Source organism: Vallicoccus soli (assembly GCF_003594885.1).
Lineage (GTDB): Bacteria > Actinomycetota > Actinomycetes > Motilibacterales > Motilibacteraceae > Vallicoccus > Vallicoccus soli.
Window position 1 is genome coordinate 38,784 of the sequence record NZ_QZEZ01000001.1, and the last position, 21,050, is coordinate 59,833.

21 protein-coding genes are annotated in these 21,050 nt (G+C 79.2%); 8 read left to right on the plus strand and 13 right to left on the minus strand.

Annotated features, from left to right (window positions below; all coding sequences use genetic code 11):
• The first annotated feature begins 14 nt into the window (after positions 1–14).
• Genes D5H78_RS00215 through D5H78_RS00225 form a run of 3 tightly spaced genes read left to right on the plus strand, consistent with a single transcriptional unit; the run spans position 15 to position 4,451 of the window.
• Entirely contained in the window at positions 15–1,175 is a 1,161-nt protein-coding gene (locus tag D5H78_RS00215) for a hypothetical protein (protein ID WP_119948409.1), read from the plus strand.
• Positions 1,172–3,991 (plus strand): FAD-binding and (Fe-S)-binding domain-containing protein, encoded by a 2,820-nt coding sequence (locus tag D5H78_RS00220; protein WP_218566066.1) that lies wholly within the window; start codon positions 1,172–1,174, stop codon positions 3,989–3,991. The genes D5H78_RS00215 and D5H78_RS00220 overlap by 4 nt, the downstream gene beginning before the upstream one ends.
• 46 nt (positions 3,992–4,037) lie before the next feature.
• Positions 4,038–4,451, plus strand: coding sequence for a hypothetical protein (locus tag D5H78_RS00225; protein ID WP_133411967.1), 414 nt, complete (start codon positions 4,038–4,040; stop codon positions 4,449–4,451).
• On the opposite strand, the gene D5H78_RS00230 is transcribed toward D5H78_RS00225, so the two are convergent.
• Entirely contained in the window at positions 4,426–5,352 is a 927-nt protein-coding gene (locus tag D5H78_RS00230; protein WP_119948412.1) for a LysR family transcriptional regulator, read from the minus strand. The genes D5H78_RS00225 and D5H78_RS00230 overlap by 26 nt on opposite strands.
• 72 nt (positions 5,353–5,424) lie before the next feature.
• On the opposite strand from D5H78_RS00230, the gene D5H78_RS00235 reads away from it, so the two are divergent.
• A complete protein-coding gene (locus D5H78_RS00235; RefSeq protein WP_119948413.1) occupies positions 5,425–6,393 on the plus strand; it encodes an EamA family transporter in 969 nt (322 codons plus the stop codon).
• On the opposite strand, the gene D5H78_RS00240 is transcribed toward D5H78_RS00235, so the two are convergent.
• On the minus strand, positions 6,291–7,079 hold the full coding sequence (locus D5H78_RS00240; protein ID WP_165865532.1) for an SDR family NAD(P)-dependent oxidoreductase: 789 nt from the start codon (positions 7,077–7,079) through the stop codon (positions 6,291–6,293). The genes D5H78_RS00235 and D5H78_RS00240 overlap by 103 nt on opposite strands.
• 55 nt (positions 7,080–7,134) lie before the next feature.
• Between D5H78_RS00240 and D5H78_RS00245 the strand changes: the two genes are divergently transcribed.
• A complete protein-coding gene (locus D5H78_RS00245; protein ID WP_119948415.1) occupies positions 7,135–7,770 on the plus strand; it encodes a class I SAM-dependent methyltransferase in 636 nt (211 codons plus the stop codon).
• 26 nt (positions 7,771–7,796) lie between these two features.
• The gene (locus tag D5H78_RS00250; protein ID WP_177891072.1) at positions 7,797–8,183 is read left to right on the plus strand and encodes an HNH endonuclease; all 387 of its coding nucleotides are present in this window, start codon (positions 7,797–7,799) and stop codon (positions 8,181–8,183) included.
• 46 nt (positions 8,184–8,229) lie between these two features.
• Here the strand turns inward: D5H78_RS00250 and D5H78_RS00255 are convergent, their stop codons facing one another.
• Together D5H78_RS00255 and eccCa are read right to left on the minus strand one after the other, a co-directional pair.
• Entirely contained in the window at positions 8,230–8,850 is a 621-nt protein-coding gene (locus D5H78_RS00255) for an L-threonylcarbamoyladenylate synthase (protein WP_119948416.1), read from the minus strand.
• Positions 8,851–8,873: 23 nt separating this feature from the next.
• Positions 8,874–12,788 (minus strand): type VII secretion protein EccCa, encoded by a 3,915-nt coding sequence (eccCa, locus tag D5H78_RS00260; protein ID WP_119948417.1) that lies wholly within the window; start codon positions 12,786–12,788, stop codon positions 8,874–8,876.
• Here eccCa and D5H78_RS00265 point away from each other — a divergent pair.
• Positions 12,787–14,247 (plus strand): EsaB/YukD family protein, encoded by a 1,461-nt coding sequence (locus tag D5H78_RS00265; protein WP_165865533.1) that lies wholly within the window; start codon positions 12,787–12,789, stop codon positions 14,245–14,247. The two genes, eccCa and D5H78_RS00265, sit on opposite strands and share 2 nt — an antisense overlap.
• Here D5H78_RS00265 and D5H78_RS19120 read toward each other — a convergent pair.
• The 9 genes from D5H78_RS19120 to D5H78_RS00305 form a co-directional block, all read right to left on the minus strand.
• Positions 14,244–14,381, minus strand: coding sequence for a hypothetical protein (locus tag D5H78_RS19120; protein ID WP_165865534.1), 138 nt, complete (start codon positions 14,379–14,381; stop codon positions 14,244–14,246). The genes D5H78_RS00265 and D5H78_RS19120 overlap by 4 nt on opposite strands.
• Positions 14,382–14,384: 3 nt before the next feature.
• Positions 14,385–14,888 (minus strand): hypothetical protein, encoded by a 504-nt coding sequence (locus tag D5H78_RS00270; RefSeq protein WP_119948419.1) that lies wholly within the window; start codon positions 14,886–14,888, stop codon positions 14,385–14,387.
• The gene (locus D5H78_RS00275; protein ID WP_119948420.1) at positions 14,885–15,313 is read right to left on the minus strand and encodes a hypothetical protein; all 429 of its coding nucleotides are present in this window, start codon (positions 15,311–15,313) and stop codon (positions 14,885–14,887) included. Before D5H78_RS00275 ends, D5H78_RS00270 begins: the two co-directional genes overlap by 4 nt.
• Before the next feature lie 230 nt (positions 15,314–15,543).
• The gene (locus D5H78_RS00280) at positions 15,544–16,035 is read right to left on the minus strand and encodes a hypothetical protein (protein WP_119948421.1); all 492 of its coding nucleotides are present in this window, start codon (positions 16,033–16,035) and stop codon (positions 15,544–15,546) included.
• A 7-nt stretch (positions 16,036–16,042) separates the two neighbouring features.
• Positions 16,043–17,323, minus strand: a complete 1,281-nt coding sequence (locus D5H78_RS00285; RefSeq protein WP_119948422.1) for a hypothetical protein — start codon at positions 17,321–17,323, stop codon at positions 16,043–16,045.
• Between the two features lie 13 nt (positions 17,324–17,336).
• Entirely contained in the window at positions 17,337–17,651 is a 315-nt protein-coding gene (locus tag D5H78_RS00290) for a hypothetical protein (RefSeq protein ID WP_119948423.1), read from the minus strand.
• Positions 17,651–17,941 (minus strand): WXG100 family type VII secretion target, encoded by a 291-nt coding sequence (locus D5H78_RS00295; protein ID WP_119948424.1) that lies wholly within the window; start codon positions 17,939–17,941, stop codon positions 17,651–17,653. The genes D5H78_RS00290 and D5H78_RS00295 overlap by 1 nt, the downstream gene beginning before the upstream one ends.
• A 27-nt stretch (positions 17,942–17,968) precedes the next feature.
• The gene (locus D5H78_RS00300) at positions 17,969–18,292 is read right to left on the minus strand and encodes a WXG100 family type VII secretion target (protein WP_119948425.1); all 324 of its coding nucleotides are present in this window, start codon (positions 18,290–18,292) and stop codon (positions 17,969–17,971) included.
• 163 nt (positions 18,293–18,455) lie between these two features.
• The gene (locus tag D5H78_RS00305; protein ID WP_133411968.1) at positions 18,456–19,769 is read right to left on the minus strand and encodes a type VII secretion protein EccB; all 1,314 of its coding nucleotides are present in this window, start codon (positions 19,767–19,769) and stop codon (positions 18,456–18,458) included.
• An 86-nt stretch (positions 19,770–19,855) separates the two neighbouring features.
• On the opposite strand from D5H78_RS00305, the gene D5H78_RS00310 reads away from it, so the two are divergent.
• Complete coding sequence (locus D5H78_RS00310) at positions 19,856–20,971, plus strand: hypothetical protein (protein ID WP_119948427.1); 1,116 nt, start codon at positions 19,856–19,858, stop codon at positions 20,969–20,971.
• The last annotated feature ends 79 nt before the right edge of the window (positions 20,972–21,050 follow it).

Consider the following 21,050-nt stretch of genomic DNA (forward strand, 5'->3'; position numbering starts at 1 on the left):
GTGAACGTGGACCGGTGACGGACGGTGCGACGGTCCTCGTGGACTTCTTCTACGCCCAGCCGGTGGGGCACGCGGTGGAGGCGCTGCACCACGCCCTGGCGGTGCAGCGGGCCGACCCGTCGCGGCGGGTGTCGGTGCTGCTCAACGCCGCCACGCCGGTCGAGCTGGCCTCCTGCTGCCCGTGGCTCGACCGGGCGTACGCGGTCCGCTCGCCGTTCCTCGAGCCGGCGCCGGACGCGCTCGCGGCGCTGGCCCACGTGCCGCGCGACTGGGACTGGGTGCTCGACGACCCGCGCCGGCACCAGCCCGTGCAACGGGAGTCGTTCGCCGGGATGGTCGACCACTACGCCGCCTCCGACGCGTGGCTCCGCCCGCGCGAGGGCCGCCGCCCCCTCGGCTACCCGCCGCCCAGCCGCTCCCGCCACGAGCCGCTGCGCCTCGAGCTGCCCGCGGCGGCGCGCGCCGCCGCGGCGGGCCGGCTGCCCGGGCGCGGGGGACCCCTGGTCGCGCTGCTGCCCGCCGGCTCGGGGCCGGCGGCGCAGTACCCGTCGGCGCGGTCCTGGGGCCTCGTCCTCGACGCGCTGCGCGAGGCCCTGCCCGGGCTGGGCGTCGTCCTCGTGGGACGGCGGGTCCGCGACGAGCGCACGTCGACCGGGATGCCCGCGGCGGACCTCGCGCGGCTGGCGGCGCACCCCGCCGTCGTCGCCGACGTCCTCGACGTGCCGCTGCTCGAGCAGCTCGCCGCCGTGCAGCGCTGCGGGCTGCTGCTCTCGCCGCACTCGGGGTTCGGCATGGCCGCCATGGCCGTCGGGACGCCCTGGCTGACCCTGTCCGGCGGGCGCTGGTTCGAGTGGTGGTTCGACCACGTGCCCTTCCGCAGCGTCGTGCCGGACGTGCGGCGGTTCCCCGCGTACTCGCAGTTCGGCGCCGAGGCTACGGTGCCGGACGGCGACGGGGGCGAGCGGGTGCCGAGCATGGTGCGCGAGCGCGTGCAGGCCGACCTGCACCGGGTCGTCGCCGCCGCCGACGAGCTGCTGCGGGGCGCGGTGCCGTACGAGCGCTGCCTCGACGACTACGTCCGCGACCTCGTCGCCGCGCACGGCGGCGACGCGTCGGCGCTGTGGAGCTTCGACGACGTGCACCGCGAGCACCTGCCGGGCAGGCTCGGCGGGTGACCCCGACCCGCACCGGCGCCCCGACGGCCGAGCAGCTCGCCGGCCTGCTGCGGGCCCGGGTGCGCGGGGCGGTCGACACCTCGGCGCGCCGGCGGGCCGAGTACTCCTCCGACGCCTCGAACTACCGCGTGGTCCCCGAGGTCGTCGTCCTCCCGGAGCACGTCGACGAGGTCCTGGAGGTCCTCGACGTCTGCCGCGCCACCGGGGTGCCGCTGACCGCCCGCGGCGGCGGCACCTCCGTCGCGGGCAACGCCGTCGGGCCGGGCGTCGTCGTCGACCTCGGGCGCCACCTGACCCGCGTCCTCGCCGTCGACCCCGCGGCCCGTACGGCCGTCGTGGAGCCGGGGGCCGTCCTCGACGACCTGCAGCGGGCCGCCGCCCCGTACGGGCTGCGCTTCGGGCCCGACCCGTCGACGCACGCGCGCTGCACCCTCGGCGGGATGCTCGGCAACGACGCCTGCGGCCCGCACGGGCTCACGAGCGGGCGCACCTCGGACAACGTCGAGGCGCTCGACGTCGTCACCGGCGCCGGGCAGCGGCTGCGGGCCGGGCGCGGGGGGCCGCTGCCGGTCGCGGGGCTCGAGGGGCTCGTCGGGCGCCACCGGGCGACGCTGCGCACCGAGCTCGGGCGGTTCGGCCGGCAGGTGTCGGGCTACCCGCTGCACCGGCTGCTGCCGGAGAACGGCCGCGACCTCGCGAAGGCGCTCGTCGGGACCGAGGGGACCTGCGCGCTCGTGCTCGCGGCGACGGTCCGGCTGGTGCCGCTGGCCCCGGCGACGGCGCTGGTCGTCCTGGGCTACGAGGACCTCGCGGCGGCGGCGGAGGGCGTGCCCGCGGTGCTGCCGCACGCCCCCCTCGCGGTGGAGGGGATCGACGCGCGGCTCGTCGACGTCGTGCGCGCCCGCGGGCAGCGGGGCGCGGTGCCCGACCTGCCGCCGGGCGGGGCGTGGAGCTTCGTCGAGGTCGGTGGCGCGACGGCGCGGGAGGCGCGGGCCGCCGCCGGGCGGGTGGCGCCGTCCGCGGGCGCGCTCGGCGCCCTCGTCGTCCACGAGCCCGCGCAGGCCAGGGCGCTGTGGCGGGTCCGCGAGGACGGGGTCGGGCTCGCCGGCCGGACCCCGGCGGGGCGCCCGGCCTGGCCGGGCCTGGAGGACGCGGCCGTGCCGCCGGAGGTCCTCGGGCCGTACCTGCGCGACGCGGAGCGCCTGCTGCGCTCCCACGGCCTCGACGGGCTCGCGTACGGGCACCTCGGCGAGGGCTGCGTCCACGTGCGGGTCGACTTCCCGCTCGCCGAGGACCCCGGCCGCTTCCGGGCCTACCTCGAGGACGCGGCGCGGCTCGTGGCGTCGTACGGCGGCTCGGTGTCCGGCGAGCACGGCGACGGCCGGGCGCGCGGCGAGCTGCTGCGGCACCTGTACTCGCCGGACGCGCTCGCCGCCTTCGAGGGGTTCAAGGGGCTGCTCGACCCGGACGACGTGCTGAACCCGGGAGTGCTCGTGCGCCCCCGCCCGCTCGACGCGGACCTGCGCCTGCCGGCGGCGCGCCCGCTCGACCGGGGGCTGGCCTTCGCGCTGGCCGAGGACGGGGGCGACCTCACGACCGCGGTGCACCGCTGCACCGGCGTCGGGAAGTGCCGCGCGGACCTCACCCCGGCGGGCGGGGCGATGTGCCCGTCGTACCTCGCCACCCGCGACGAGCGGGACTCGACGCGGGGGCGGGCCCGGGTGCTGCAGGAGATGGCCAACGGCTCGCTCGTGCAGGGCGGGTGGCGCTCCCCCGAGGTGCACGACGTCCTCGACCTGTGCCTGCAGTGCAAGGCGTGCGCGTCGGACTGCCCCGCGGGGGTGGACATGGCGACCTACAAGGCGGAGGTGCTGCACCAGGCGTACCGGGGGCGACCGCGCCCGCGCTCGCACTACGCCCTGGGGCGGCTGCCGGTGTGGCTCCGGCTCGCCGGGCGGGCGCCGCGGGCGGCGGACCGGGTGCTGCGCAGCGCGCCCGTCGCGGCGCTGGCGAAGCGGGCCGCGGGCATGGACCCGCGCCGCCCGCTCCCGGCGCTCGCGCCGGAGACGTTCCGCGCGTGGTGGTCCCGCCGGCCGGTCACGCGGCAGGGGGACCCCGTCGTGCTCTGGGTCGACACCTTCACCGACGCGCTGGCGCCGGAGGTGGGCCGCGCCGCGGTCGCGGTGCTGGAGGCGGCCGGGCTGCGCGCCGTGGTGCCGGACGAGCCCGCGTGCTGCGGGCTGACGTACGTGACGACCGGGCAGCTCGACGGGGCCCGCCGGCGGATGCGGGCCACCCTCGACGCGCTGGCGCCGCACGTCGCCGCGGGCCTGCCGGTGGTCGGGCTCGAGCCCTCCTGCACCGCCACCCTGCGCTCGGACCTCGTCGGGCTGCTGCCGGGCGACCCGCGCGCCGAGGCGGTGCGCGACGCCACGACGACCCTCGCCGAGCTGCTCGCCCGGCACCGGCCGGGCTGGGAGCCGCCGTCGCTCGCCGGGACGCGCGTCGTCGCCCAGCCGCACTGCCACCACCGCGCGGTGATGGGCTGGGACGCGGACCGCGCGCTGCTCGAGCGCGCCGGCGCCGAGGTCGAGCAGGTCGGCGGGTGCTGCGGGCTGGCCGGGAGCTTCGGCGTCGAGCGGGGCCACTACGAGGTGTCCGTGGCGGTCGCGGAGCACGCGCTGCTGCCCGCCGTGCGCGCGGAGCCGTCGGCGGTCGTCCTCGCGGACGGCTACTCCTGCCGGCTGCAGCTCGACGACCTGGCCCAGCGGCGCGGCGTGCACCTCGCGCAGCTGCTCGCCGACCGGCTGCCGTAGCGCGGCTGCCGTGGCGCGGCCCGGCCGGCGGACCTACCCTGCCGCCGTGCCGCGCGAGGGCCCCCGCCACGACGGCGACGCGCACCTGCTGCTCGCCGCGCACGTCCACGCGCTCGCCCAGCTGCCGTACGGCGCCCTGCTCGCCCGGTCAGGCAGCGCCGTCCGCGAGCTGGTCGACGGGCTCGACGGGACGGCGTACGTGCGGTGCACCCGCGTCGTGCGCGAGCGGCGCGGCGGTGAGGAGCAGGTCCGGCTCGTCGTGGACGTGGCGCCGCCCGGCGGGGCGGCCGTCGCGGAGGAGGTGCTCGTCGCGACCCCGGACGGGCGGGTGCGCAGCGCCTGGTCCCGGCCCGGCGCGGCCTCCCGGCGGTCCCCCGACGCGGCGCCGGTGGGCCTGCTCGCCGCGGGAGCCGTGCTCGCGGTCCTGCTGGCCGTCACGCTCCTCGTGGCGCTGGGGTAGGGCCGCCGGAGACCTCGCGGGCGAGGGCGACGAGCTCGTCGAGGACCCGCCGCACGACGAGCCGCTCGGCGCGGTCGGGCCGCAGCAGGGCCTCGACCCGCCGCCCGGCCGCGACGTCGGCGAGGGGGACGAGCCGCACGCCCGGGTGCGGGCCGGCGCTGAAGCGGGGCAGCAGCGACACCCCGTGGCCGGCGGCGACGAGCGCCGCGACGACGTGGAAGTCGTTGATCCGCTGCACGATCCGCGGCGGGCGCCCGGCGCGGGCGGCGACCGCGTCGAGCACGCCGGCGACCGGGAAGCCCTCGCGGACGGTGATCCAGTCCTCCCCGGCCAGGTCGCCGGGCCGCACCCGCTCCTCGGCGGCGAGCGGGTGGTCGAGCGGCACGGCGACGTCGAGCGGCTCGCGCAGCAGCGGCACGACCCGCAGCGGCACCCCGCTCCACGGGCCCGCCCCGTCGGGGCGGTGCGCGACGACGACGTCGATGCGGTCGGTGAGGGCGGCGAAGTCGCCCTGGGCCACGTCCTCGTCGGAGCACTCCAGCGCGATCCCGCCGAGGGCCCCCACCCGGGCCAGCAGCCCCGGGAGCAGCAGCTGGGCCCCGCTCTGGAACGCCGACACGCTCACCGTCCCCTCGGGCCGGTCGAGGAACGCCGCGCACGCCGCGCGGGCCCGCTCGACGGCGACCGCCACGTCGACGGCGGCGTCGGCGAGCGCCTCCCCGGCGGGGGTCAGGCGCAGCCCGCGCCCCACCCGCCGGGTGAGGGGCACCCCCGCGTCGCGCTGGAGCGCGGCGAGCTGCTGCGACACCGCGGACGGGGTGAGGTGCAGGACCGCCGCCGCGGCGGTGACCCCGCCGTGCGCCCGTACGGCCCGCAGGGCCTCCAGCTGGTGCACCTCCATGCAGCCAGGCTAAAGGGACCGTGCAGCGGTCTTCGCTGGTGCTGCACGGTCGGTGCCCGGCAGCATCGGGGCGTGCCCGTCCGCGACCGCCTCCTTGCCCTGACCGTCGCCGTGGTCTGGGGCCTGAACTTCCCGGCGATCCACCTGTCGCTGGAGCAGTTCCCGCCGTTCTTCCTCGTGGCGCTGCGCTTCGCGCTCGTCGCCGTGCCCACGCTGCTGCTCGTCCCGCGCCCGGCGGTGCCCGTGCGGTGGCTCGTCGGGTACGGCCTCGGCTTCGGGGTGCTGCAGTTCCTCTTCCTCTACCTGGCGATGGACACCGGGATGCCGACCGGCCTCGCCTCGCTCGTGCTGCAGTCGTCGGCGCCGTTCACGGTGCTGCTCGCCGGGCTGCTGCTGCGCGAGCGGCTCACCGCGCGGCAGGTCGCCGGGGTGGCGCTCGCCGTCGGGGGCCTGGGCGGCATCGCGGTGCACCGCGCGGGCCTGGACGGCGGCGCCACGCTGGTGCCCGTGCTGCTGACGCTGTGCGCCGGGCTGGGCTGGGCGCTCGGCAACCTCAGCAACCGGCAGGCCCGCGCCGCCGAGCCGTTCCGCCTCATGCTCTGGATGACCGTCGTGCCGCCGGTGCCGATGCTCGCCGTGTCGCTGGCGCTGGAGGGGCCCGCGGCGGTGGGCGCGTCGTTCGGCGGGCTGGGGGAGCGGCAGGGGCTGCTCGCCCTCGCCGGCCTCGCCTTCACCGTGCTCGTCGCGACCCTGCTCGGCTCCGGCATCTGGACCGCGCTCATGGCGCGGCACCCGTCGAGCACGGTGGCGCCGTTCTCGATGCTCGTCCCTGTCGTCGGGATCGGCGCGTCGTGGCTGCTGCTGGACGACCCGACCACCCTGCCGGAGGTCGCGCTCGGCGGGGTCGTCGTCGCGGGGGTGCTGCTGGGCAGCGGCGGTCAGAGCCCGGCGAGGCGGTCGCAGGCGGCGAGCAGCGCGTCCTGCAGCGCGGCGTCGGCGAGGTGGCCCGGCACGGCGGTCTCGCCCCGCCCCTTGCGGTAGGTCCCGCTCCGCACCGACGGGTCCTGCGCGCAGCGCGCGAGCGCCTCGGCGGAGTCCTCGACCCGGCCGGGCGCGCCGGCGGACGCGAGCTTGGTCGGGACCCAGCCGGGGTCCAGCGCCAGGCTGGCCACCCCGTCCGGCTCCAGCCGGCGGGCCCAGCCCAGCGCGAGGGCGACGTCGGCGGCCTTGCTGTCGGCGTACGCCCGCCCGGCGTCCCGCGCCGGCTCCTGCAGCCGGTCGGGGTCGACCCGCCCGGAGCGCGCCATGCCGGAGCCGAGCCAGACCACCCGCCCGCCGGCGGCGGCGAGGCGCGGGCGCAGCAGCGCCGTGAGCAGGTGGTGGGCGAGCACGTTGACCGCGAACGTCGCGGGCAGCCCGTCCGCGCTGCGGTCGGGGGCGTCGCCGCGCAGCCACACGCCGGCGTTGAGCAGCAGCGCGTCCAGCGGGCCGGCGCCCGCGACCTGCGCGGCGAGGCCGCGGACCTGCCCCAGGTCCGCGAGGTCGCCGGTGACGACCCGCACCTCCCCGGGGCCCTCGCCGGCCAGCTCGTCGCGCACGGGGGCGCCCCGCTCCGCGGTGCGCGCGTGCAGCAGGAGCACGTCGCCCGGCTGCGCCCGCCGCGCGAGCAGCCGCGCCGTCGCCCGGCCGATCCCGTCGGTGGCCCCGGTGAGGCAGGTCGTCGTCACGCGCCCCAGCCTGCCCCCGCTGGTGCCGGCCCGCAGCCGGTGGTGGCATGGGGCGGTGAGCGTCCCCAGCGCCGGCCCCTTCCCGCCGGGCTTCTTCGACCGGGCCGACCCCGGGCCGGACACCTCGTTCTACGCGGTGCCGCGGCTCGTCACGCACATCGACGAGGGCGCGGTCGCCGCGGTGGGTGCCCTGTACGAGGAGCTCGCCCTCGGTCCGAGGGTCCTCGACGTCTGCTCGTCGTGGGTGTCGCACTTCCGCCGCCCGCCGGAGCACCTCACCGTCCTCGGGCTCAACGCGGCCGAGCTCGACGCGAACGCCGCCGCCGAGCACCGGGTCGTCGCCGACCTCAACGAGGACCCGCGCCTGCCGTTCGCCGACGCGGCGTTCGACGACGCGGTGTGCTGCGTGTCGGTCGACTACCTCGTGCGGCCCGTCGAGGTCTTCGCCGAGGTGGCCCGGGTGCTGCGCCCCGGCGGCCGGTTCGTCTGCACCTGGAGCGACCGCTGCTTCCCGACGAAGGCGGTGCGGGGGTGGCTCGAGGCCGACGACCGGGGGCGCCTGGCGACGGTGGCGGCGTACCTGCGCCTCGGCGGGTTCGCCGACGTCCAGCGGGCGGTGCGGGTGCCGCCGGGCGGTCCCGGCGACCCGCTGTGGGCGTGCTGGGGGACGGTGCCGCCCGCGGGCGGGTGAGCGGGGTGCGACGTACCGTGGAGGGCGTGGGAGCCGCGGAGCGCGCGCCTGGGCGCGCGGAGCGCCTGCGCACGGTCGTGGAGCGCGACGGCGGGCGGTGCGTCTGGTGCGGGCGACCCCTCGGCGGCCTCGTGCCGGCGACGACGGAGCACGTCGTCCCGCGGGTCAAGGGCGGACCGTCGTGGCTGGAGAACGAGGTCGCCGCCTGCCGCCGCTGCAACGGCGAGCGCGGGCACCGCACCGTCGTCGAGTGGCTCGAGGAGTGCGAGCGCCGCGGCTGGGAGCCGTCCCGCGAGGTCCTCGTCCGGGTCCTCGAGCAGCTGCAGGGCGCCATCGCCGAGCGGGGCGGGCAGCGGCGGGCGCGGCCGTACCTCGACGGGCAGCTGCGCCGGCTGCGCAAGCGCGCCGCGTGACGGGCGCCCCGCGCGTGCGGTCGCGCCTCCGGCGCGGGGGTGCCCCTCAGGCGAACCTGGACGGGTCGCCGGCGCCCTCGCGCACGACCTCCGGGTAGCCCTCGGACCAGTCGACCACCGTCGTCGGCACGGTGCCGACCTCGCCGGCGTCCACGACCGCGTCGACGACGTGGTCGAGCTCCTCCTTGACCGCCCACCCGTCGGTGGGCGGGTCCTCGTGCCCGGGCAGCAGCAGCGTCGAGGACAGCATCGGCTCGCCGAGCTCGCGCAGCAGGGCCCGCACCACGGGGTGGTCGGGGATGCGCACCCCGACGGTGCGCCTCTTCTGGTGCGCCAGCCGGCGCGGCACGTCCTTCGTCGCGGTGAGGATGAAGGTGTACGGGCCCGGCGTCGCGGCCTTGATGGCGCGGAACGCCGCGTTGTCGAGGTGGACGTACTGCCCGAGCTGCGCGAACTCCGCGCACACGAGCGTGAAGTGGTGCCGGTCGCCGAGGTGCCGGATCCGGCGGATGCGCTCCGCCCCGGTCGGGCTGTCCAGCCGCGCGCCGAGCGCGTAGCAGGAGTCCGTCGGGTACGCGACGAGCGCGTCGTCGCGCAGCAGCTGGACCACCTGCCCGATGGTCCGGGGCTGCGGGTCGCGGGGGTGCACGTCGAAGTACCGGGCCACCGGCCCAGCCTAGGCGCGGCCCGTCAGGGCGCCCCCGCCTCGTCGACCCAGGCGAGCTGCACGACCTCGGGCGGGCGCTGCCGGGCGACGTGCTGCGCCCGGCCCGGCGGCAGGTCGCGCAGCCGGGCGCCGTGCAGGACCTGCCCCTCCTCGCGCGACCCCGACAGCAGCAGCCCCGGGGTCCCGAGCTCGCGCAGGCGGCGCAGCACCGGCTGCATCGCCGCGGCGGCGAACCCGCCGGAGGAGCGCGCGACGACGACGTGCAGGCCCACGTCACGGCCGAGCGGCAGCAGCTCCAGCAGGGCGGCGAGCGGGTCGCCGCTGGGCGCCGCGACGAGGTCGTGGTCGTCGACGACGACGAGGGCGTGCGGCCCGCTCCACCAGTCGCGGGCGCGCAGCTGCGCGGGGGTGACGTCGGGCCCGGGCAGCCGTGCGGCGAGCTTGGTCGCGAGCGCCTGCAGGGTGCCCGCGGCGGCCGGGGCCGACGCGCAGTACTGCGACAGGTGCGCCTCGTCGACGGCCTCGAGCAGGGTGCGCCGGTAGTCGACGACCACCACGAGCAGCTCGTCGGGGGAGTGGCGACGGGTGGCGCCGTCGAGCAGCGTGCGCAGCGCCGCGGTCTTGCCCGAGCCGGCGTCGCCGACGACGAGCAGGTGCGGGTCGCGCCCGCCGACGAGGTCGAGCGCGAGCGGGCGCAGGTCGCGCTCGCGCAGCCCCACGGGGACGCCGGGCTCGTCGGCGGCGGGCAGGTCGCGGGCGCGCAGCAGCGTCGGGAGCAGGACCACCGGCGGCGCGACGGGGCCGGTCCAGGCCGCGCGCAGCCGGGCCGCGGTCTCCTCCGGTGCCTCCGCCAGCGGTGCGCCGGAGGCGTCGCGCGGCCCGTCCGGCGGGGCCAGGCGGGGCAGCGCGACCTGGACGAGCCGTGCGCCGGGGGCGAGGGCCCGCCCGGGCACGTCGGCCGGGAGGGTGCGGGCGGTCCGGCGCTCGTACGTCGAGTCGGCCGGGTCGCCGAGGCGCAGCTCGAGCCGGGTGCCGAGCGCGTCGCGCAGCGGCGGGCGCAGGTCGAGCCAGCGCGCCGCGGCGACGACCACGTGGATGCCGTGCGCGAGCCCGCGCTGGGCGAGGGTCGTGACGGGCTGCTCGAGGTCCTCCAGGTCGGCCCGCAGGGCGGCCCAGCCGTCGACGACGAGCAGCACCTCGCCGTACGCGTCGCCCTGCCCGGCCCGCCGCACGGCCGGCGGGGCGGCCCCCTGCTCGGCGCTGCGCCGCTCGCGCTCCTCGAGCAGGGCGGTGAGCTGGGCGACGGTGCGCCGGGCCAGGGCCGGCTCGTGCCGGCCGGCCACGCCGCCCACGTGCGGGAGCCCCGCCAGCCCGGCGAGCGCCCCGCCGCCGAGGTCGAGGACGTAGGCCTGGACCTCCGCCGGCGTGCGGGTGACGGCGAGCGAGGTGACGAGCGTGGCGAGGGCCGTGCTCTTGCCGGTGCGCGGCGCCCCGACGACGCCGACGTTGCCGCCGGCGCCCGCGAGGTCGAGGGCGAGCACGTCGCGGCGCTGCTCCTCGGGCAGGTCGACGACGCCGACCGGCACGCGCAGGCCGGGCTCCCCGCCGGTGCCCAGCCCCCGCCCGGGGTCCACGCGCAGCGGGGGCAGCAGCGCGCCGAGCGCGACCCGCGGGGGCAGCGGCGGCAGCCACACCTGGTGCACCCGCTCCGCGGCGCCGGCCAGCCGCTCGACGACGACGTCGAGCGTCGAGCGGCGCGACGGGTCGGACAGCTGCACGCCGAGCGCGGCCGGGGCGGGCGCCGGGCCGGTCCGGTCGAACGACGGGACGGGGGCGGGCCGCAGGGTGCGGTCGACCGCGGGGTGCGAGGCGGGGTCGGCGTACGGCGTGGAGACCGTCGCGACCCGCAGCCGGCGGAAGACGCTGGTGTCGACCTTGAGGTAGGCCGAGCCGGGGACCGGCGGCAGCTCGAACGCGTCGGGGCCCCCGATCACCGCGCGGCTCTCGGCGGCGCTGAAGGTGCGCAGCGCCAGGCGGTAGGACAGGTGGCTGTCCAGGCCCCGCAGCCGGCCCTCCTCGAGGCGCTGCGTCGCGAGCAGCAGGTGCACGCCGAGGCTGCGCCCGAGCCGGCCGACCGCGACGAAGAGGTCGATGAGGTCGGGCTGCTGCACGAGCAGCTCGGTGAACTCGTCGACGACGACGAGCAGGTGCGGCATCGGGGCGAGCGGGGCGCCGGCGAGGCGCCGGGCGCGGTGCTCGCGGATGCTCACGAGGTCGCCGCTGTCGCGCAGCAGCCGCTCGCGCCGGCGCAGCTCGCCGCGCAGCGCCGCGGCGAAGCGGTCGACCGTGGCGGCGTCGTCCTCGAGGTCGGTGAGCGACCCGGCGACGTGGGGCAGCGCGGCCAGCCCGGCGAACGTGGCGCCGCCCTTGTAGTCGACCAGGACGAGGGCGAGGTCGTCGGGGGAGTGCGTCGCCGCGAGGCCGGTGACGAGGGTGCGCAGCAGCTCGGACTTCCCGGAGCCGGTGGCGCCCACGGCGAGCCCGTGCGGCCCCATGCCGCCGAGCGCCGACTCCTTGAGGTCGAGCTCGACGGGGCGCCCGTCGGCGTCGACGCCCAGGGGCACGCGCAGCAGGTCGCGCTCGCCGCGCGGCGCCCACGCGGCGGCCGGGTCGAGCGCGCGGACGTCGCCGAGCCCGAGCAGCTCGGGCAGCCCGCTCACGTCGGACAGGGCCGCCTCGCCGGCGGTGCGGGAGAGCTGCAGCGGGGCGAGCCGACGGGCCAGGGCGTCCGCCTCCGGCGCGGTGAGCGCGTCGGGGCGCACCGGTCCCGCCCCGGTGAGGACGGACCGCGCCGGGTCGGGCGTGCGGACCACGGGCTCGAGGGTGCCGGCACCGAGCCGCAGGGTGAGGTCGACGTGCAGCGGCTGCTCGTCCTCCGAGCGCACCAGGCGCAGCTGCGCGACCCCTAGCTCCTCGGCGCCGAGCAGCGGGTCGGGGGTCGAGGCGGGTCCGTCCACGACGAGCAGCAGGGCGGGCCCCCCGGGGCGGCCGGTGGCCGAGCGGCGCCGGTCGAGCTCGGCGCCGACGAGGCGGGCCAGCGCGCGGTCGTCCGTCGCCAGCAGGGGCTCGCCCGTGGCTGGGTGGTGGGCGTGGGGCAGCCACTTGACCCAGTCCCAGGCCTGGTGGGCACCGTCGGCCGAGGCGCAGACGGCCACGCGCACGTCGTCGGGCGCGTGCAGCGCGGCCACCTGGGCCACCAGCGCCCGGGCCAGCGCGCGCGAGGGGCCGGCGGCGCCGACCAGTGCGGTGGTGCCGCCGCCCAGGGGGACGGCGACCGGGACGTCCTCGACCCGGGCGTGGGTCGCGACGAGCCGCCGGGCCGCGTCGTCCGCCGCGGGGTCGAGCTGGCGGGCGGGGTCGGGCTCGCCGAGGTCGGGGACCGCGACCGCGGGCACCGCGCCCGTGCCGATGCGCACGTGCAGGAAGTCGGGGTCGGACGGTCGGCGCTCCCACAGCCGGGGCGAGCCCACGACGCCAGGCAGCGCCGACGGCTCGGGGTGCGCGGCGCGGGCGACCTCGCGCTGGGCGTCGGCGGCCGCCCGCAGCCGCCGGCGGGCCTCGGCGAGGTGGGCGAAGTAGCGGCTGCGCTCGTCGGCGCGCGCCGAGCGGGTGCGGCCCTGCAGCGACGCGTACATCGCCACGCCCATGCCGATCGAGCCGAGGACGAAGACGCCCCCGGCGATGAGGTAGAGCGGGTTGCCGTTGACCAGCGCGATGACGAGGAGCCCGGCGCTGCCGAGGACCGGGAACAGCGCGTAGGTCCAGCTCGCCCCGGACGCGGCGTCCGGCAGGCCGGGCGGCGGGGCCACCGCCACCCGCGGCGGCGGGCCGGGAGGCAGTGGGCGGCGCGCGGACCGGTGCATCAGGATGTCCGTCATGTCGGCGACCTCGAACCTCGCTTCCCCGGGTGGGCGGGACGACCTGCGGGAGTCTGGCACGGCGGTCCGGCAGGGCCCGGACGAGCCGCAGGCCGAGGGGCCGGGCGACGGCGCGTGGCGCAGGGTGCGGGTCGTGGGCCCGACCGGCGCGCTCGACGTCAGCCTCCCGACGGGGCGCCCCGTCGCCGAGCTCGTCGACGAGCTGCGCACCGCCCTGCTGCCGGGCGCCCCGTTGGGCGACGCGGACCGCCCGTGGCACCTGCACCGGGTCGGCGGCGCGCCCCTGCCGCCGGGCGCGCCCCTCGTCGACGCGCGGCTGCGCGACGGCGACGTGCTGCACCTGACGCCGGGCGCCGCGCCGGCGCCGGCCCACCGGGTCGACGACGCCCTGGAGGTGCTCGCGCAGGGCGCGTCCGCCGCGGGCCGCTGGACGCTCGCCGGGCTGCGCGCGGCGGCCGCCGTCGCCGCGGTCGTGCTGGGGGCGGGCGCCGCCGTCCTCGCGCTCGGCCTGCCTGGGGGCGGCCCCGCCGCCCCGCTGGTGGTGGCCGCGCTGCTGCTCCTCGCCGCGACCCGGCTGCGCGCCACCCGCGACGGCGACCTGGGCAGCGACGTCGCGGCCCTCGCGGCCCTGCCCGCCTGGGCGGCCGCCGGGTGGTCGGTGGGCGGCACCGCGGGAGGGGGCTGGGCGCGCGCCGCGCTGGTCGGTCTCGGCGTGGCCGCCGGGGCGCTCGCGGCCGCCGCCTGCACGCCCCGCCGCCGCGCGTGGTGGTCGCTCGGCGCGCTCGGCGGAGCGGCGGTCGCCGTCGGCGCCGGGCTCGTCGCCCGCGACGTCCTGGCGCCCGCCGAGGCCGCGGGGGCGGTCGGCGCGGTGGCGCTGGCCGGGCTCGCGGCGCTGCCGTGGCTGGTGACCCGTACGGCCCTGTGGTCCGAGCCCGCCCCCGCCGGCCGCGACGAGGCGTCCCTGCTCCGCGCCGCGGCGGGCACCCGGGCGCTGCTCACCGGCGCCACGGCGGCCTGCGCCGGGGCGGTCGGCGCGTGCGCGACGGCGCTGGCGCTCGGCGAGGGGTCGTACGAGCGGTGGCTCGGCGCCGCCCTCGCCGTCGTGCTGCTCCTGCGGGCACGGCGCAGCCGGGTCGTCGCCGACTCCGCGGCGGCGCTGGTGTCGGCCGCGGTGCCCCTCGCCGTGGCGCTGGCCCGGCTCGCGCTCGACGGGGGCACGACGGCGCGCGCCGTCGTCCTCGGGGTGCTCGCCGTCCTCACCGCGGCCTCGCTGCTGCTGCACGCGCTCGGCGCGGTCGCCGCCACCGGGCGGCGCACCGCGCTGGAGCGCATGGCCCGTCCCCGGGTCCGCCGGAGCCTCGACGTGCTCGAGGGCCTCGCCGCGGTCACCGTGCTGCCGCTGCTGGCGGGGGTGCTCGGGGTGTACGGCGCCGCGGCGGACGCGGGCTCGCAGCTCTAGCCGGCGCTCAGGGCTCCCAGGGCGTCGAGCATCGGCTGCAGCCGAGGGTCCTCCCCGCGCCGACCGTCCTCGACGGCGAGGTCGATGCCGCGGACGTACGCGTCGACCACCGGGTCGTGCTGCGGCTCCGCCACTGCTCAGCGCTCACGGCGCAGGAACGGCTCCCACGCGCCGAACGACGGGACCGGCTCGGTCTGCAGCTGGTCCACCGGCAGGTGGGAGGACAGCCGCTCGACGGGGCCGCCGGGCGGACCTCCCACGATGCTGACCCGGCCGTCCGGCTGGAAGCGGAAGGTCTGCACGGACGAGGGTCGCGCCGTCCGGTCGTCCGGGTAGGTGAGGGCCTCGCTCTGCTCGAGGAGCAGCTGGTCCTCGGGCCAGCCGGGGGTGGTCCCGGTGCCGAAGAGGTAGGTGAGCTCGGGTCGGCCCTGCCCGTCGAGGAAGTACGAGCTCAACGACCGCCCGCTCGCGCGCACGTGGAGGACGACGAGCTCCTCGTCCGGTCCTCGCTGCACGACCCACAGGTCCTCGCCCGTGGCGAAACGGCGTCGCGCCTCGACGGCGGCGTAGGGCTCGCCGCGCGGTCCGCGCAGGCCGGGGTTCCAGTCCTGGTAGGTCCACTGCTGCCCGGCAGCGGTCACAGCGCGGCGTCCTGCGGCTCGACGAGGCAGTTCTCGAGGTGGAACCCGCGCAGGACGTCCATCGCGGCGTCCGAGCAGAGCAGGCGCCCGGTGCCGTCGAGGGCGACGTCGTCGCGCCCGGCCTCGCCCACGGGCTGGAGCCAGCGGAGCGGCGGCAGCCGCTGGTGGGGGGCGAGGTCGGCGGCGACGTCGGAGGTGGTCACCTCTGCGGCGCCCCACGCCACGCCGGTCAACCCGGCCTCGTCGACGGCCCTCGCGAGGGCCTCCGTGGCCAGGAAGCACGGGTGGCTCTCGAGCAGGTCGTCACCCAGCCACTGGTCGACCTCGTAGTGCAGCGCCGTCACGCGCGGGACCGGCCCCGTCCGGTCCCAGACGGTCCGCTCGCCGAGACCACCGGCCACCTCGGGCTCCAGCACGTAGCTCAACGGCGCCACTCCTCCTCGGCGGGTACGCCCCCCACGTCCGCCGCCCGACCTCGCTGCCACGGCGAGAGCAGGCCCCCGTCCCGCAGAGCGCGGTGGGTCTCGAGGACGTCGTCGGGGGAGGCGGTCAGCGGGGAGGCGGTGCGCGACCTGCTCCGGCGAGCTGCTCCTGGCCGGCCACGCGGCCTGCAGGGACGGGCGCTCCGAGCCACCGGGCACCGGACTCGACCTCGTCAGCGCTCGCGGCGCAGGAACGGCTCCCACTCGCCGAAGGCGGGGACCCGCTCGGTCTGCAGCTGCTCGACCGGCATGGTCGTCCGCATCTCCTCGCGGTCGCCGGTCACCGGGCCGCGCGAACCGAACACGGTGCCGTCCGGGTGGAAGTAGTAGGACTCGATCGCGCTGTGGTCGGCCTCCGGACCCGGCTCGTCGTACGCGCGGAGGTGGCTCTGCTCGAGGAGCAGCACGTCGGACGGCCAGCCGGGTGCGTCCGAGGGCACCGCGAAGGTGTACGAGAGCTCAGGACGCCGGTACTCGTCCAGCCAGTACGTGGAGATGTTGCGTCCGCTGCGAGCGATCTGGACCACGAGGTCGGGCCCCTCGGGGTCGCCGGCCAGGACGTGGAGCACCTCCCCGGCGTCGAACCGGCGCCGGGCCTCCTCCTCGCCGTACTGGTCGAGGAGCTCGTTGAAGGGGAGGTTCCAGTGGCCGTACTGAAGGGTCACCCTGCTCCTAAGGCGCGATCCTGATGCGAATGCCGTACTGACGAGCGTAAGCGACGAGCTCCGGTGGGACCGGGGCGCGCTGAGCCGGCACGAGCAGCTCCATGCGACCCTCCAGCTGCCGTCCCACCAGGCCGGGCGGCGTGGTCGGGGTCGGTGCGATCTGCGTGCCCGGCGCGTACTTGTGGCGCAGTTCGTCGATGTACCTCCGCGCGGTGGCGGGTGAGACCTCTGCCAGCTGGGTGTGCTTCATCGACGTGATGGTCTGCGTCACCGGGTCGTAGGCGTCGACCCGGTTGTTCTGGCCAGTGACCGGCGCGCCCTCGGGCTTGCGCACGTGCAACTCGGTGACGACGTTGGGGTTCCCGTCGACGAGCCGCGCCTGCTGGGCCCGGTGCCAGTCGCTGCCGGCGCGGATGCGGGCTAGCCAGTCGGGCAGCCCGCGGCGGACCGGGGGCACCGCGTCGGCGGCCCGCGCGGCGGCGGCCACCTCGTCGGCGTGGCGGGCGGCGTCGGAGGCGGCGTCGGCGGCCTGGACGCCCTTGTTGACGGCCTTGCCGCCGGTGGCGAACCAGCCGGCGACCGGGATGGCGCCGGCGGCGGAGAGCCCGGCGTTGAGCTCGTCGCCCTCCGCGCCGTACCAGGCGGCGTTGGCCAGGTCGGCGGGCTCGCCGACGACCGGGATGAGCCCGGCGCCGTCGAGCAGGAGGTGCCCGGCGTCGCTCCACCAGGGCCGGTCCTCCTCCGGCGGCGGGGGTGGCGTCGGCGGTGCGGGTGGGCGCGCGGTCATGGCCGCGAGCTCGGCCGTGAGCCCGTCGAGGGCTGCGGCGGCGGCCGCGCTGGCCTGCGCCTCGCGCTGCACGGCGGCGTCCATGTCCGCGGCGGCGCCGCTGACCCGCCCGGCGGCCCGGGAGAGCTGGTCGCGCACGTCGGGGTCGTTGCGGACCGCGGGCGCCAGCGCGGCGACGCTCGCGCGCAGCTCGGACTGCGCGCCCAGCGCCGCCCGGTGCGCGCTGCTCGCCGCGTCCCAGGCGGCCTGCGCGGCGCGCAGCTCGGCGGCGTACGCCTCCAGGGCGGTCGCCGCGTCGGGGCAGACGTCCCCGCCGACGGAGGTGCGGTGCCCGAGGAAGGTGATGCCGTCGAGCGCGGCGTCGGCGGCGTCGCCGGTCCACTCGGCGGTGACGTCGAGCGCGTGCACACCGACGGACACGGCGGCGTCGGCGAGCCCGGCGCCGGCCTGGCGCAGGGTGCGCGCGGCCGCCTCGACGGCGGCCGGGTCGCCGGGGATCACGTACGAGCCTCCTTCAGCGGCCGAGCAGCTCGGCCGCGCCGGTGTCGGTCGCCCAGTAGACGCAGGCGTTGCCGGCGAGCGCCTGCCCCGCCGTGGCGACCGCGGCGCTCATCTCCCCGCTGCGCGCGCCGAGCTCGGCAGCGAAGGCGTGCAGGGCGCCGACGACCGGCCCGGGGGCGCAGGCGCCGGCCGCGGCGGTCGCCGCGGCCGCACCGGCGCTGCCCTCGGTGCCGATCGCCTCGCCGTCCTCGGCGAGCCAGCCGGCGCCCGCCTCGAGGACCGGGGGGCGGACGTCGTACGACCCGCCGCCCCCGCTCTGCGCGCCCATCAGCCCCAGGACGCCGTGTTGGCGGCCTCGCCGGCCTGGTAGTCGGCGTTGGCGACGTCCGTGGCGCGCTGGAACTGCCCGAGGGCCTCGGTGAGGTCCTGCCAGGCGGCGTCCCACTTCTGCTGGTGCGCGTAGTACGCCGTCTGGGCGGAGCCCTCCCACGTCGCCACCATCGGGGCGATGTCGGCCTTGAGCTCCTGCAGGCGCTGGCCCTGCGCGGCGACACCGGCGGCGATGTCGCCGACCGCGGTGTCGAGCGAGCCGAAGGTCACGCGGATCTGGTCAGCCATGGTGCTCGTCCTCTCGTCGGTCGGTGCTCAGAAGCCGGGCGCGTCGAACGCCGCGCCGGAGGTGCTCAGGCCGCTCTGCGCCTGCGCGTCGTCCGCGGAGTAGCGCGCCTCGTTGGCCTTGATGAGCTCGCCGATCGCCGTGAGCGCCTGGTTGAGCCGGGCGTTCGCCGACTGGTAGCGCGCCTCGGCGCCGACGAAGGCGGTGCGCCCGTCGCCGAGCCACTGCCCCTCGAGCGCCATGAGGCGGTTGAGCAGGGCGTTGAGGTCGGCGCGGATCGACTCCGCGTCGGAGAGGACCTTCTGCGAGGTCGCCTGCATCGTCGCGGTCGAGGTGTCGAACAGACCCGCCACCGGGTGCCTCCCCTGCTCGTCGGTCCGGGGATCCGGCACCCGGGCACGGGGGCGCGACGGCAGCCCCCGTACCGGGTCACCCCGGTCTGCGGGCCGCAATCTGTCACACAGCGGGGCACGACGGGAAGCCCGCCGAGGGTCAAGCGCTCGTCAAGGAGCGCGCTCAGCCCTGGGTCTCGACCACGGCGCCGGTCGGCGCGAGCGCGAGCCAGGCCCCCGGCAGCAGCACGGTCTGCTCGCGCCGGTAGCCGAGCGCCCGCAGGGCGTCGAGGTCGGCCACCTCGTGCGCCAGGCCGTCGGCCACGAGGCGGATCCCGCCGCTGCCCCGCGCGCTCGTGCCCGCCGGCGGCGGCGCGTCGAGGTCGGGCGGCCCGACCAGGGCGCCCTGGCCCGGCGCGAGGTGCCAGCGCACGGTGACCGGCGGGTCCGTCGGCGCCTCGCGCGGCGTCGACGGGCGCGTCCCGCGGTCCTGCGCGCTGCGCAGCAGGGACAGCTGCCCGTCCGAGCTGCGGGTGCACGGGACGACCGGCGTCGACGGGTCCGGCACGGCGGGCGGCTCCGCCGGGGCGCCGGGGACGCCGACCGGCGGACCCTCCGGCGCGGCCTCGAGCGCGGCGTCGGGCACGGCGCGCACCGGGCGCGGGGCCAGCAGCTCGCTCGTGCGGTCGAGGAACGGGCGGACGGTGCCGCGGCTCACGAGGTACGCCCGCCCCGTGCCCCGGCTCGCCACCACCTCCCCGCCCTGCCCCACGCCGCGCACGCCCTGCCCGGCCGGCTCGGGCGGCACGGCCAGCGGTCGCAGCGCGGGCCCGCTCGGGACGAGCGCGAGCCACGCCGCGGGCACCTCCCGCACCTGGGCCGGGAAGAGGCCCAGCGGGGCGAGGGCGTCGCCCGCGACCGGGTGCGCCCGCGCACCGGCGAGGAGCACGAGCTGCGTGCTGCCGGGCGTGCGCACCAGCAGGCCGGTGGCGTCGGCGGGCGCCCCGCCCGGCGCCCCCGCGTGGACGTCCACCGCGGCCGGCGCCGTGAGGCAGGCGGTGAAGCCGGTGGGGCGCTCGGGGAGCCCCGGCGGGGCCTCGGGCAGGCCCGCCCCGCCCAGCGCCGCGCCGAGGGGGGCGGCCGCGACGGCGTCGTGCGGGACGAGGACGGGGTCGGTCCGCCCGCCCGCGAGGAGCACGCTCGTGAGGGTCGGCGCGGGGCGCAGGCGCCCGTCCTCGGCGAGGAACCGCGCCCCCGTCTCGCGGTCGAGCACCAGCGTCCCGTCGCGCTGCCAGCCGGAGGGCTCGCGCCCGGTCACGAAGGCGGTGCCGGCCGTCGCGGCGGCGGCGAGCAGGGCGAGGACGACGCCGGCGGCGAGCGCGGCGTTGGGGCGGCGCGGCACCTCCTCGACGTCGAGGCTGTCCCCGCGCAGCAGCGCGGCGACGCCGCGGCGGCGCGCGAAGTCCTCGGCGTCGATGAGCACCCGGCGGCTGGCCACGGCAGGAGCGTAGGCGCCCGGTCGCGCACCGCACGTCCCCCTCGTCACCCCTTGACCCGGTCCGCCCAGCCGGTACGGTCTGCGCCGTGCACGAGGAGCAGCGGGGGAGCGCGCGGCCGGGGTCCGGCGCGGTGCGCGGTGCCAAGGGGGCCGGCGGCGGGCTCGTCGTCGGCCTGACGCTCGGCCTGGCCGTGGCCGCGGCCGCCAGCGGGCTCGGCGGCGGGGGCGACACCATCTCCGCGTCGGGCGCGCCGGCCCGCGAGATCAGCCGCGCCCTCGCCGAGGAGCCGCTGCCCGTCGAGGCGCTGCCCGTGGAGGACGTCCCGGCGCTCACCGCGGCCGCGACGGCGCCGCTGCCGCAGCGGCCCCCGGCGCCGCGCCGCACGGCTCCGGCCGCCGCGCCGGCGCCCGACCCGGTGGCTGCCGCGGCCCCCGCCCCCGCGCCCGTCGAGACGCAGGTCGTCGTCGTGCGCGTGGAGGTCCCGGCGGCCGAGCCGCCGGCCGCCGCGCCCGCCGCCCCCGACGCCGCGCGGGACGCCGCCCGGCAGGCCGCGCTGCGCGAGCAGCGGGCGCAGGCGGTGCGCGAGCGGCGGGCCCTCGTGGCCGAGCAGCAGCGGGCGCAGGCGGTGCGGGCGCAGCGCGCCGCGGCGGTCCGCGGGCAGCAGGCGCTCGCGGCCCAGGAGCAGCGGGCTGCGGCGGTGCGGGAGCAGCGGGCTGCGGCGGTGCGAGAGCAGCGGGCTGCGGCGGTGCGGGAGCAGCGGGCTGCGGCGGTGCGGGAGCAGCGGGCTGCGGCGGTGCGGGAGCAGCGGGCTGCGGCGGTGCGCGAGCAGCAGCGGGCGGAGCAGCGCCGGCGGGACGGGCGCGACGGGGCCGGCGCGCCCCTCACGGCGTACGAGCGCGCGACGTGGCGCCACGTCGTGGAGCCCGCCCTGCTGCGCGGGACGGACCGGCCCGCGGCGCGGCGGCTCGTCGAGCGCCTCGAGGGGTCGGGGCAGGCGCTGCACGTGCAGCGCGCCGCCGCGCGCGTCGTCGCGGAGGGGCACCGCCGCGCCCTGGTGCGCGCGCTGTCGCGCCACGGCGCGGCGCGCGCCACGCACGTCGGGGCCCTGCGCGACGCGGTCCTGGACCGGGTCCGGCAGGTGGCCCGGGCCGAGGGCGTCGACCTCTGGCCGGCGCAGCCGGTGCGCGGCGACCGGCGCTGACGCACGGGCGCGCCGGGCGCCGGCGGCCAGGAACATCCGGGGCCCGGGTCCGGTTGCGGGGGCGACCGAGGAGGGAGCC

Bases quoted from the DNA above. Each gene is read 5' to 3' on its own strand.
- D5H78_RS00265 (WP_165865533.1), top strand. From the start codon at position 12,787: ATGTCGGCGACCTCGAACCTCGCTTCCCCGGGTGGGCGGGACGACCTG.
- D5H78_RS00290 (WP_119948423.1), bottom strand. From the start codon at position 17,651: ATGGGCGCGCAGAGCGGGGGCGGCGGGTCGTACGACGTCCGCCCCCCG.
- D5H78_RS00230 (WP_119948412.1), bottom strand. From the start codon at position 5,352: ATGGAGGTGCACCAGCTGGAGGCCCTGCGGGCCGTACGGGCGCACGGC.
- D5H78_RS00295 (WP_119948424.1), bottom strand. From the start codon at position 17,941: ATGGCTGACCAGATCCGCGTGACCTTCGGCTCGCTCGACACCGCGGTC.
- eccCa (WP_119948417.1), bottom strand. From the start codon at position 12,788: ATGACGGACATCCTGATGCACCGGTCCGCGCGCCGCCCACTGCCTCCC.